Below are 12,158 nucleotides of genomic sequence, written 5' to 3' on the forward strand. Positions count from 1 at the left end.
TGGCGGAACGGACGAGACTCGAACTCGCGACCCCCGGCGTGACAGGCCGGTATTCTAACCAACTGAACTACCGCTCCACGGTATTGGTGGGTGTGAACGGGATCGAACCGCTGACCCTCGCCTTGTAAGGGCGATGCTCTCCCAGCTGAGCTACACACCCACACCAAACGGATACAAAGCCTCCCGGCTATACTCTTGGCTGATGTACCCAAGGCACTTCGTGCCCCAGCTGCACCCTGCGGGCATAAAAGCTACACACCCACACCAAACGGATACAAAGCCTCCCGGCCCCTCTCCAAGACCACTATGTGAACCTCGAAAGTGGAGCGCATTTTAGCGATTTTCCCAATTAAGTCAAACGTTTAGCGCAGATTATTTTACCAGGAACAGGACCATGGCAGGCCAGTAGGTAATCAGCAGCACGACACCCATCAGCACCAACATCATCGGCAGAGTGGCTACATACAGCTCGGTAATGGAGCGTTTAAACCGATAACTGGCAATAAAAAGGTTCATGCCGACCGGCGGAGTAAAGTACCCGATCTGCATGTTGGCGACGAATATTATGCCCAGATGAATGGGGTCGATTCCGTATTCCAGTGCGACCGGCAGAATCAGCGGAACGATGATGATCAGCGCCGCGAAAATATCCAGAACGGCGCCCAACGCCAGTAAACCGACGTTTAAACACAGCAAAAACACCCATCGACTGTCGATGTGCGTGCTGACCCAGTCGAACACCTGTGCCGGCACTTGCAGATCAATCAGCAGGTTGGTAAAGGCCAGTGAGACACCCAGTATCAGCAAGATTCCACCCACCATTTTCATCGATTCCGCCGCCACAGCCGGTAAGCGACGCAATGGTATTTCCCGGTAAATAGCCACTTCAATGATCAACACATAAAGGGCGGTGATGGCGGCTATATCAGAAACCACCAGCCAACCACTGAACATGCCACCAATAACGATAGCCGGGATACCCAGTTCCCACTTTGATTCCCATACCGCGCTGCCCAGTTCCCGCAGATTAAACGGCGTCAGCGGCACTGGCTGATGACGCTGCTGCCACAAGCCGAGTAGCCAAAGTGATATGATCATAATGAGCGCGGGAATGAACCCGGCCAGAAACAGGGATTGAATATCGACGCCCTGCACATCCATTTGCTGAGCCACGATGCCATAAAGAATCAATGGGATGGCGGGCGGTAACAGCAACCCCAGACTGCCTGACGTAGTAATCAGCCCCAGGGCAAAACGCTCGGTGTAACCCGCCTGAGTCAGTGCTGGCAACAACAAGGCCCCCAGCGCAACAATGGTGACCCCGGAGCCACCGGTTAACATAGTAAAAAAGGCGCAGGCCAACAGCGCAATCAGAATCATGCCGCCAGGCAGCCAGCCCATCGCCGCACGGGAAACCCGAACCAGGCGTTCAGCCGTGCGCGATTCACTGAGCAGGAAGCCGGCAAAGGCGAACAAGGGCAAGGCCATCAGCAAGGTGTTTTCAGTCAACCGGTACAGTTCGATGGGCAGCACCATCAAATCGATACCGCTAACCCAGAAACCCCAGGCGGCCGCGGCCAGTATAATCACAAAGAGAGGCGTGCCCAGAGCGGCGATCAGGGCCAATAACGCGGAAACAAGAGCATTCATATCGCGGGTTTCACCGGTGGTTTAACGGTATTCAGGCCAAAGCGGAAACACATCCAGGCGAAGCCCAGCGGCATGATGATTTCAAATGGCCAGACCGGCAGGCCCGAAAAGGTGGTGCCGCCAAATTGCCACTCATCCAGCACAAAGCGGGTGGAGTGCCACGCCATCAGGCCAGTGACCAGGGCAGCAAACGCCTGCGCCAGGGCACTCACCAGCCGAGCCAGGCGCGGCTTCAGGTAATGGCCCAGGGCGTCGATGGCGATGTGTTCGCCGGTTCGGGTGGCGACCATGGCACCTAACAAAGCCAGCCAGAGCACCAGCAAGCGGGTAAACGGGTCGATCCAGTACCAACTGGTGTCCGCCAGGTTGCGCAGACCAATCTGCAACACACTCAGAGTGATCATTGTCAGTAATATCGCCGCCAGCAGCACACGTTCAACCGTGGCCATCCAACGGTCCAGCAGACGCCAATAGCTCACAGGGTGTCTCGGTGCGCGGTCAGAATAGCGTCCACCTTTTGGTAGATGTCGGCCGAGAACTGATCACGCTCGATCAGCAGTCGGGTCGCCGCCTCTGATTCTGCCTCCAGCGCTGTCCGGTTCGCTTCACCCGGCTCCACGATGTCGATACCCAGAGTTTCCAGTGCCGCGAAAGAGCGCAGGTTGTCCTGGCGCGTCTGTTGGTCGATGCTGGCGCTGGCGTTACGGAACTCAGCCTCGACAATCGCCTGATCGGCTGGCGACAGCTTACCGAAAGCACGCTCCGACAAGGCCAGTACGCCGTAGGTGTACATGAACGGGGCGTCCGTCAGGTAGTCTACGCGGCTGTACCATTGCAGCGTAATGGCACCAACGGGCGGTGCAACGATGGCATCAATTGCCCCGGTTTGCAGCGCCGTCAGCACATCACCGATATTCAGCACAATCGGGTTGATGCCAAAGGCCCGGGCAATTTGTTCGGAAAAGGGGTCGTTGGCGGGTAACCAGAGTTTCTGCGCCTTTAAACTGTCCATGGAGGTGATCGGTTGCTGGCTCATGCCATAGGCAAAACCGGCCTCTATCAGACCAAAGGTTTGCCAGCCGCCGTCGGCAAAGCCCTGCTCTATATCGGCATCCAGCTGAGCTCTAACCGCATCGACCTCCTGATAATCCCGAAACAACAAAGGCGCATTGAGCACCTGGGAGTCGCGAAAGTCGTTCGCAAGTGCGCCACTTTGCACAAAAGCGCCGTGCAACTGACCGATCCGAATCTTGCGTTGAACGGCCCGGTCGTCCCCCATCACCCCACCAGGGTAATAGCGAATGTCGACGCGACCATCAGTTTGCGTCTTGATGGCCTGCCCGGCCCGGCGCAATTCATTCAACACCGCATTACCGTCGGGATACTGAGTGGAGATCTTCAGCTCTTCAGCCTGCGTCATCACCGCGGTGACGGCCAGAATGACGGCTAGAGTCATCTTGCGAATTGGTGTCATGGAGTCCTCACTGGGGTGTTCCCACCCTCAAAAATAATCATCGGCGCTGGCCAGAAGTCGCTCGGCCTGCTGTTGGGCGTATCGATTCTGCAGAGTCAGGCCTTCAACATACGGATCGCGGCTTAACACATCCTGAAGCAGCCGGTCATGGAGCTCCCGGTCAAAGACCAGGCGGGCAAACTGGGAGGCATAATACACCTGAATAATCAGATTCTGGCCATCGGCTGCCGCCAGTGCCTGCTCATAGTAAGCCTGAGCGACATCGGGCTTGCCACCCAGGCTGGGCGGCAGGATGCTGTTCATCACCCCAAGATACAACAGCGCTGTGCCCCGTTCGTAACCGGGTTCGATAGCAACGGTGCGCTCGAGCACCGCCTGGGCCTGGCCTAGCTGGGCTACCGCCAGCCAGTCATCACTGTTGTTTTGGATGTAACTGGCCCAGGCAGTACCCAGGGTGTAAAGGTAGGGTAAGTCATCAGGGTCGTCCCATTGTGCCAGGGCCTCTTCAATCTGATCCGGCTTCACCTCCCTTAGATTGCAGGCGCTGTCATCGTAGGTGCAGAAAGCCGAAAAAGCATAGTCAAGCGCCTTTGCCGACATGGTACGGCGTCGTTCAACCTTTTCTGGTGCAATAAAAACCCCAGCGTAGGCACTGTTCAGGGACGCCGCTGTCAGCTGCAATTGTTCGCTGTTGGGGTACGTCTCGACCATCGCATCAATCATCAGCAGGTAACTGGGCAGCCCGTCCTCAACGGTTTGTAAATCATCGCTATTAAGGATCGCGCTGGAGAGATTTTCAGGGAGCTTGAGAGTAGCGCAGCCGCTCAGCACAATGCCAGTCAATAACAGGCAGACGCACTTGAACACCCTACTTTGAATCCCGCTAAAGCTGAAAACATGCATTGATAATACTCCCTGGTCATGAAACGAGTGAATGAAGAAAGCGCCCCTGATTCAGAGCCTCCCTATCGGTTTAACTTTTTCACGGTCCCGGTTCAGCGGGTACAGTACATAGTCAGACCAGAAAGCTTCCAGCGAGAAACGCTCCAGAACCCGGCGGTTATGATACTCCTTACGCGCCTTTTGTTCGTCATACCCCTGATAGTTAAGAGTTTGCAGGCACGAAGAACACACGGTCGAGGTAGCTTCAAAAGCACGCATACTGGTTCCTGCCCGGTACTGGTCCCGGTCGGGAAAGCGGTCGCACTGCGCGAGGTGAAGTACCCCCTCGTCAATAATCGCCACACGGGAATTCTTGTAACACAGGCAATAATCGAGCAGACGACTCAACAACGATCGGGGTAGCGGCAACCCCTGTCGCGCCAACACGGAGCGCTCCTCTCCCGTCAAATGCCGGCTTGGATCGAACAGCTCAAATTGCCCGAACTGGTCCGTCCCCATGCGTTCCCGCATCTGGTTGAACGGCGCAAATTCCAGGAAATCATATAACTCCACGTTACAAATCCTGCTCTTCAAGCATGGCGGCTATCCGGCTTTCGGCATCGGTACGCAGACGAAACTCAACACGCCGCGAACGCTCACCATCTTCTTCACCGGTACTGTCCACTATTGGCTTGGAGGAAGACAATCCATTCGCCGTCATGTGTTCCTTCAGCCAGTTACGCTGGTTACTAACTGCAGGTAAATTCAGCACGTAGGCCAAGGTTGAGCGGGTACGTTCCTGGCTCAAGCCCATATTCAGGATGTAAGCCTCATCTTCCGTTTGCCCGAGCCAGCCACTGGAGGTGTGACCCTCTATCCGCACCTCGGCTATATCCTCACGGTAGGCGTCTGAGGTGATGATGCGCATATAACGCGGGAAAAACTCGGCGAGAATGGATTCAAACGCCAGACTCAGGTCACTCTCTCCTCGCCCGAAAATCAATGATTCTCGGTTAAACCGTATGCTCAAATCCGGATTAACCTCGGCACCCCAGCGCTCCAGGTCCGGCTCAAACTCTTCCAGTAAATCCTGATACAGCTGGGTGCGCAACCGATCGTAGAGTACCGCGACTTCACTGATTTTATTGCGTTCAATTTCAGCATCAACCATAAATACGATGGCCACCAGCAAGAAGACCATCATCAGGCCCGCCATCAGGTCACTAACAGAGACCCAATGCTCTTCCTGCTCGATATGCTCGGCATCATCTCTCATTTCGATTGATCGGCCAGCCTTACCAGGTCATGCAACTTGTCGGTCAAGGGGGTGTAATCGTTAACAAACTTTTCAGACAAGGCGGTCAGCTGATAGCCAAACGACTTCATGGCCCGGTTCAACTCGCTTTCCAGTGCCTGGTCCATCTGTTTCATTTGCTTGTCGTTACGTTCCAGCAATTGGGTCAGCTGAGTGCCCATATTCTGCTGGGCACGTTCAGTGCCCTCCATCAAAACGTCACTGACGTTTTTGACGGTATCGCGAATATCAGTGGCGGAACCCTCCAGCAAGGTTCTCATCTGCTGCCCCTGGGTCTCGACCAACTGCTGCATGCCTTCCGTCAGCTGTAATATCCGGGACTCCAGTTGCGGCAGCCCCTGCTGTGCGTCAACAACCAGATTGGAGAAGGTCGACAAGTACTCCCGCAGATGTTTACTCTGAGTCTGCAGCGTCGACAGCAGCGCCTCCATGTCTTCAGCGACACTGGTGAAAGAACGGGTTTGCTGAATCAACCGCTCGAACGACTCCGCCCCCAGCCTGGCACTCTCAGCACTTTGACGATTACTCGCGACCAGCGCTTCTATGGCTTCACGGTGCTCTTTTTGCCAGCTAATCATCTGCCCGACAGCCTGGTTCAACTGCCGAAAATTCTCGCCATACTGCTCTTCAATGCGCGTATTGAATTCACGCATAACATGGCCGATAGCCTGCTGCAGCGCTTGCTGGTTTGCCTCGGTCATATCCGCCTGGTAGTTGCGAATGGTGGCTTCCAACTGTTTGTGCTGCACCATCCGGGCATCATGTTGCTGCTTCAGCAGCGAACTGACCGGTTCGGCGTCTTCTGTTGCCAGGTGATTCGAGATCCGCTCCAGGTGCCAGGCCAGGTCATCCATGGTAGCGGTTTGTTTCGCTTCACGGTGAGCGCGCACGCGCATGCTGGCCACCGCATAGCGGAACTTGATGGTCAGAGCCCCCAGTAAACCGGCGATAGAAGTCCAGAACGCAGTTTTCAGGCCTTCCAGCAGTGCCGGAACACTGGACTGGATCGAACCGGTATCAAATTCATTCAGGCCGAGCGCCACACCGAGAAAAGTGCCGAAAATACCAATACTGGTAAGAATACTGGGGGTGTAGTTGGCGGTATGGGCGGAGTACACCGGGCCGTGAAAATACAGTAGCAATACGCCAATCACACCGATGAACACCCAGGTCAGGGTCGAAAATGACGCCATTATTTCCATGCCATACCTATACCGAAGAAAGCGATTGGCAGTATGCCACCGGCTGGCGTTCGCCTCAAAGGCTGAATGTCACCCGAGGGAGACTGGTAACAAGTATCAAAAAAGGCGGCCCGTGGCCGCCTTTTACAGTGAGCAGACAGGTCAGCCCAGGTAACTGAGCAGCACGCCCGCCGCTACCGCAGAACCCACTACACCGGCCACGTTCGGACCCATGGCATGCATCAACAGGAAGTTCTGGTTGTTGTTTTCCAGACCCACCTTGTTGGACACCCGGGCGGCCATCGGCACCGCTGAAACCCCGGCAGAGCCGATCAGGGGGTTGATCGGTGTCTTACTCATCAGGTTCATCAGCTTGGCCATCAGAACACCAGTGGCCGTGCCTACGCAGAAGGCTGCCAGGCCAAGAACCAGGATGCCCAATGTTTCCACGTTCAGGAAGGCATCTGCGCCCAGCTTTGAGCCCACTGCCAGCCCCAGAAAGATGGTGACAATATTCATCAGAGCGTTCTGAGATGTATCGCTCAGTCGCTCTACGACACCACTTTCTTTCATCAGGTTGCCAAAACAGAACATTCCGAGCAGCGGCGCCGCTGACGGCAGGAACATGGCCACTACAACCAGCACCATTAACGGGAAGATGATTTTCTCGCGCTTACTCACTACCCGCAACTGGGTCATGGTGATCTGGCGTTCTGTCTTGGTGGTCAGCGCCCGCATAATGGGCGGCTGAATCAGCGGTACCAGGGCCATATAGCTGTAGGCGGCAACGGCGATGGCACCCAGCAGATCCGGTGCCAGTCGGCTGGCCACGAAGATGGACGTTGGCCCATCCGCTCCGCCGATAATGCCAATGGCCGCGGCGTCTGCGAGCGAGAAATCCATCCAGCCCATCGACGACATCCAGACAGCACCGATGATGGTACCAAAGATGCCAAACTGAGCCGCAGCTCCCAAAAACAGGGTTTTCGGGTTCGCCAGCATGGGGCCGAAATCCGTCATCGCGCCCACGCCCATAAATATGAGCAACGGAAACACCCCACTCTCGATGCCCACGCTGTAAACGTAATACAGCAAGCCGCCAGCCGCTTCCAGGTGCCCATCGGCGGCATAGATGGGTTCAGCATACATCCCAGCTCCGGGAATGTTCACCAGAATGGCACCAAATCCGATCGGCAACAGCAACAAAGGTTCAAACCTTTTGTTGATGGCCAGGTACAGCAGCAGCAGCCCGACAATGATCATCGTCAACTGGCCCAGGGTCAGGTTGGCGAGCCCTGACTGCCCCAATAATATATTGAGCTTATCCATTCGTTATTCCCTCACAACGTCAGCAGGGTATCGCCAACGGACACCGAGTCGCCTTCTTTCACCTGGATGGTGCCCACCGTGCCAGCCTGGGGAGCGCTGACTTCAGTTTCCATTTTCATGGCTTCCAGAATCATCACAACCTGCCCTTCTTCAACGGTATCGCCCGGCTCCACCAGGATTTTGAAGATGTTGCCTGCCAGCGGCGCCGGCACTTCGGTGCCACTCTCTGCGGGCGCTGCTGGTGCTGTGACTTCACCGCCTTCGCTGATGTCCGTGTTATAAGTTTTGCCGTTGATGGACACGCTGACACCACCGGTCGCATCAACCTGAGCAACGTAGGACTTGCCATTGATTGCCACGGTGTAAGTCGCCGCTTCGGCCTTGCCAGCCTTGGCTGGCGTGGCAGAAGAAGCCGCAGTAGGCACCGGCTCGAATGCATCCGCATTGCCGCGATTCTGCAGGAACTTCAACCCGATCTGCGGGAACAGGGCGTAAGTCAGAACGTCATCTACCGTATCCTGAGCCAGTTTGATGTCTTTTTCTTTGGCAATCTGTTCAAGCTCGGCGGTCAGCTTGTCCATTTCATCGTCAATCATATCGGCCGGGCGGCACGTTATGGCTTCGCCACCGTTCAGTACCTTGGCCTGCAACTCGCGGTCGAACGGTGCCGGTGCGGAACCGTACTCGCCCTTGAGGATAGCCTGGGTTTCTTTGGAAATGGATTTGTAACGTTCACCGGTTAATACGTTCAGCACGGCCTGGGTGCCGACAATCTGGGACGTTGGGGTGACCAGCGGAATGTATCCCAAATCTTTGCGAACTTTGGGAATCTCATCCAGAACGGCATCGAACTTGTCGCCGGCGCCCTGCTCTTTCAACTGGCTTTCCATATTGGTCAGCATGCCACCTGGCACCTGGGCCACCAGAATGCGCGAATCAACACCACGTAGCTGACCTTCAAAGGCAGCATACTTCTTGCGGACTGTCCGGAAATAGGCGGCAACTTCTTCCAGCTTGAGCAGATCGAAGCCGGGATCACGATCGGTACCCTGCAACGCGGAGACGATGGACTCCGTGGGCGAGTGCCCATAGGTCATCGACATGGAAGAAATGGCAGTATCGACATGATCAATACCGGCCTCAATGGCTTTCAACAGAGTCATGGATGACAACCCGGCGGTGGCGTGGCAATGCAGGCTGATTGGGATGTCCAGGGCCGCTTTCAATTTGGTGACCAGCTCAAACGCACCATAGGGGGTAAGGATGCCTGACATGTCCTTAATCGCCAGCGAGTCAGCGCCCATGTCTTCCACTTCCCGGGCCAGTTGCACCCAGTTTTCCGTGTTGTGCACCGGGCTGGTGGTGTAGGAGATGGTTCCCTGAGCGTGAGCCCCGTTGGCCTTAACCGCCGCCATGGCACGCTGCAGATTACGCGGGTCGTTCATGGCGTCGAACACCCGAAACACATCAACACCGTTAGTGACTGCACGTTCGACGAAGCGATCGACCACGTCGTCCGCATAATGGCGGTAGCCGAGCAGATTCTGACCCCGCAATAACATTTGCTGACGGGTATTCGGCATGGCTTTTTTCAGCTCGCGAATACGATCCCAGGGATCTTCACCCAGATACCGAATACAGGCGTCGAACGTCGCGCCACCCCAGGACTCCAGGGACCAGTAGCCGATGTTATCGAGTTTTTCGCAAATGGGCAGCATGTCATCGATGCGCAGCCGGGTTGCGAACAGCGACTGATGAGCATCGCGCAGTACGACATCGGTCAGCTTAATTGGATTCTTGTTAGCACTCATGGCAATCGCCCTTAGCGTTCAGTAAAATGGGTTGGCAATGGTCAGTGGCCGTGAACGGCCTTAACAGCGGCGGCAACCGCCGCCAGTTCAGACAAATCCTCTGCAGCGGAAGACCGCTTCTTGCGCTTGGGTTCCGGTTCAGGCATGCCGAAAAACCGGTTGATGATCCGGGACATTAGCGTGGTACCGATCACCAGGATGGTCAGGAATACGAACACGGTACCCATGCCCATGATCAGGAGCGCAAAACCTTCATTTAACAAATCGGACATTGGAGGATCCTTAATGTTGGCCGGCTTTCGAGTTACCTTTCAGGCAAACGTTGCAACGGTGCGTTCAGCACTGTAGTCGGGGCCAGAAATTAGTCTCTGAATAATTGTTTTCGGCTGTTTCTGCCGGGGGCAGCACAGCGCCGAGCGACGGTAGAGTACCCTAAACCCGAGAATTGGCGCAACAGACGCAGGTTCGGCAACTTTCGCAACAAACTGTTGCAATATACTGAATTGACAGGGTTTTTTAACCTTGATTCGACCTTGGTCTCAGGTAGACTTCGCGCCTGCTTTTCAGCCAACTCGTGCATCAAACCGATGTCAACCCTCAACCATTGTGAGACTGCAATGCGCCTGATTCTGGCCCCAATGGAAGGGCTTGCCGATGTCTACCTGCGCCGCCTGATCACCGCTCAAGGCGGCTTTGACCGCGTGGTTTCCGAATTCGTTCGCGTGGTTGATCAGCTGTTGCCGGAAAGTGTTTTTTACAACGTCTGCCCGGAACTTCTTCAGGGAGGCCGAACGGACAGCGGAACCCCGGTTCGGGTTCAACTACTGGGTAACCATCTTGAAGCACTAGCGGCCAATGCCTGGCGCGCCATTGACCTGGGGTCGGACGGCATCGACCTGAATTTCGGATGCCCCAGCAAGACGGTCAATCGCAGCCAGGGCGGCGCCGTGTTATTACGCGAGCCCGACACCCTGTTTCAGGTCGTCAAAGCAGTCCGCGAAGCCCTTCCCGCCCCTATTGTCGTTTCAGCCAAGATGCGCCTGGGCTACGACGATACCGAGTTGATGCTGGACAACGCTCGTGCCATAGAAGAGGCTGGCGCCACCGAACTGACGGTTCACGCCCGAACCCGGGCACAGGGGTATGCACCTCCGGCTCACTGGCACGAACTGGCCCGGATCCGCTCCGCCATATCAATACCACTAATCGCCAACGGCGATGTCTGGACTCCGGCGGATTACCACAGCTGCAGTCAGACAGCAGGCACCGCAGACATTATGCTGGGGCGAGGGGCCATCCGGCACCCGGATTTGGCCCGGCGCATCCGCCAAAACGCCGAGACGCCCATGGGCTGGCCACTATTATCGCAATTGATCTCTCAATTCTGGAGCGAAGTGCGCGCGGATATGCCGGAGAAGTATTGCGCGGGCCGATTAAAGCAGTGGCTCAACCACCTGAGAGTGGCCCACCCGGGGGCTGAACAATTATGGCAAGGCGTACGGGCTGAGCGCTCGACCCAGGCGCTGGATGCGCTGATTCGCGCAATGGAAGCTGATACCGCATAAGACCTGTCAAACCAACCACAGTAGTACAGCGCACTGACGCGATCAGAAGCAGCCAAAAGTCGGACTCGGGGAATTAATTGAAGTTAGCGATTTGGCTTGAAATAACAGAACATCGGGAAGAACAGGGAAATGGCGCGCCCGGCACGATTCGAACGTGCGACCGCCTGGTTCGTAGCCAGGTACTCTATCCAGCTGAGCTACGGGCGCGTACAACACCGGATTTTTTACCTCGTCGGTTACGAGGGATCTTTTACCAGGAACAATGCCGCGTATTCCCTGGAACTGTCTTCTGGCGTCTATCACGGAACGAGTGCTTCCGGATATCAGCAAAAATGGCGCGCCCGGCACGATTCGAACGTGCGACCGCCTGGTTCGTAGCCAGGTACTCTATCCAGCTGAGCTACGGGCGCGTAACTTGGCGAAACCGTCTCTGTTTTCGCCTTGCCTTCCCAATTAACGCTTCAAGTTTAACTACCCTGAAACCTACCGGAAAACAATGGCGGAGAGAGAGGGATTCGAACCCTCGATAGGATTTCTCCTATACACCCTTAGCAGGGGTGCGCCTTCAGCCACTCGGCCATCTCTCCAAACAACGGCGCGCATGTTATCATGTTTTTCGCAAAAGAAAAGGAAAAACTTCAATAAAATGAAGCGATTAGCTCCATTTCATCAACATGCTCCGGCCCTGGCTGACTACAGATCATCCTCACCTTCAGGATGACCCATCTCGCGCTGAATACGCTGATAGATTTCCTCACGGTGTACAGCAACGTCCTTGGGGGCATTCACACCAATACGAACCTGATTACCCTTGACCCCCAACACAGTCACAGTGACTTCATCACCGATCATGAGTGTTTCACCTACGCGGCGCGTCAAAATAAGCATTTAAACTCTCCTAAAATGTTCTGGACACTTCCAGTATCCAGCTCCTGTCTGTGCATTTTGCTA

At 55.5% G+C, this 12,158-nt stretch carries 12 protein-coding genes and 5 tRNA genes; 1 reads left to right on the forward strand and 16 read right to left on the reverse strand.

The window, feature by feature from the left end:
• From WEB54_RS14695 to WEB54_RS14750, 12 genes are all read right to left on the reverse strand, one after another.
• A tRNA-Asp gene (locus WEB54_RS14695) sits at positions 1 to 77 on the reverse strand.
• A gap of 7 nt (positions 78 to 84) precedes the next feature.
• Positions 85 to 160: transfer RNA gene (locus WEB54_RS14700), tRNA-Val, on the reverse strand.
• Between the two features lie 212 nt (positions 161 to 372).
• Entirely contained in the window at positions 373 to 1,650 is a 1,278-nt protein-coding gene (locus WEB54_RS14705; RefSeq protein WP_368053498.1) for a TRAP transporter large permease, read from the reverse strand.
• Positions 1,647 to 2,129 (reverse strand): TRAP transporter small permease, encoded by a 483-nt coding sequence (locus WEB54_RS14710; RefSeq protein WP_368053496.1) that lies wholly within the window; start codon positions 2,127 to 2,129, stop codon positions 1,647 to 1,649. Before WEB54_RS14710 ends, WEB54_RS14705 begins: the two co-directional genes overlap by 4 nt.
• A complete protein-coding gene (dctP, locus tag WEB54_RS14715) occupies positions 2,126 to 3,124 on the reverse strand; it encodes a TRAP transporter substrate-binding protein DctP (RefSeq protein ID WP_368056514.1) in 999 nt (332 codons plus the stop codon). The genes WEB54_RS14710 and dctP overlap by 4 nt, the downstream gene beginning before the upstream one ends.
• A 27-nt stretch (positions 3,125 to 3,151) precedes the next feature.
• On the reverse strand, positions 3,152 to 4,027 hold the full coding sequence (locus tag WEB54_RS14720; RefSeq protein WP_368053492.1) for a TRAP transporter TatT component family protein: 876 nt from the start codon (positions 4,025 to 4,027) through the stop codon (positions 3,152 to 3,154).
• A gap of 51 nt (positions 4,028 to 4,078) precedes the next feature.
• Positions 4,079 to 4,579, reverse strand: a complete 501-nt coding sequence (locus WEB54_RS14725; RefSeq protein WP_368056516.1) for a hypothetical protein — start codon at positions 4,577 to 4,579, stop codon at positions 4,079 to 4,081.
• Between the two features lies 1 nt (position 4,580).
• Positions 4,581 to 5,282, reverse strand: coding sequence for a flagellar motor protein MotB (locus WEB54_RS14730; RefSeq protein WP_368053488.1), 702 nt, complete (start codon positions 5,280 to 5,282; stop codon positions 4,581 to 4,583).
• A complete protein-coding gene (locus tag WEB54_RS14735) occupies positions 5,279 to 6,514 on the reverse strand; it encodes a hypothetical protein (RefSeq protein ID WP_368053486.1) in 1,236 nt (411 codons plus the stop codon). Before WEB54_RS14735 ends, WEB54_RS14730 begins: the two co-directional genes overlap by 4 nt.
• Positions 6,515 to 6,664: 150 nt before the next feature.
• Positions 6,665 to 7,831: a sodium ion-translocating decarboxylase subunit beta gene (locus WEB54_RS14740; RefSeq protein WP_368053484.1), complete on the reverse strand. Its 1,167-nt coding sequence runs from the start codon at positions 7,829 to 7,831 to the stop codon at positions 6,665 to 6,667.
• Between the two features lie 11 nt (positions 7,832 to 7,842).
• On the reverse strand, positions 7,843 to 9,642 hold the full coding sequence (oadA, locus tag WEB54_RS14745) for a sodium-extruding oxaloacetate decarboxylase subunit alpha (RefSeq protein WP_368056519.1): 1,800 nt from the start codon (positions 9,640 to 9,642) through the stop codon (positions 7,843 to 7,845).
• Between the two features lie 41 nt (positions 9,643 to 9,683).
• Complete coding sequence (locus WEB54_RS14750) at positions 9,684 to 9,914, reverse strand: OadG family protein (protein WP_368053480.1); 231 nt, start codon at positions 9,912 to 9,914, stop codon at positions 9,684 to 9,686.
• Between the two features lie 345 nt (positions 9,915 to 10,259).
• On the opposite strand from WEB54_RS14750, the gene WEB54_RS14755 reads away from it, so the two are divergent.
• Complete coding sequence (locus WEB54_RS14755) at positions 10,260 to 11,207, forward strand: tRNA dihydrouridine synthase (RefSeq protein WP_368053478.1); 948 nt, start codon at positions 10,260 to 10,262, stop codon at positions 11,205 to 11,207.
• A 130-nt stretch (positions 11,208 to 11,337) separates the two neighbouring features.
• On the opposite strand, the gene WEB54_RS14760 is transcribed toward WEB54_RS14755, so the two are convergent.
• The 4 genes from WEB54_RS14760 to csrA form a co-directional block, all read right to left on the reverse strand.
• Positions 11,338 to 11,414 (reverse strand) — tRNA-Arg (locus WEB54_RS14760).
• 126 nt (positions 11,415 to 11,540) lie between these two features.
• A tRNA-Arg gene (locus WEB54_RS14765) sits at positions 11,541 to 11,617 on the reverse strand.
• A gap of 87 nt (positions 11,618 to 11,704) precedes the next feature.
• Positions 11,705 to 11,794: transfer RNA gene (locus tag WEB54_RS14770), tRNA-Ser, on the reverse strand.
• A 106-nt stretch (positions 11,795 to 11,900) separates the two neighbouring features.
• A complete protein-coding gene (csrA, locus tag WEB54_RS14775) occupies positions 11,901 to 12,095 on the reverse strand; it encodes a carbon storage regulator CsrA (protein ID WP_028670139.1) in 195 nt (64 codons plus the stop codon).
• Positions 12,096 to 12,158: the final 63 nt, after the last annotated feature.

The organism is Saccharospirillum sp. (genome assembly GCF_040881935.1).
Taxonomy (GTDB): Bacteria; Pseudomonadota; Gammaproteobacteria; order Pseudomonadales; family Natronospirillaceae; genus Saccharospirillum.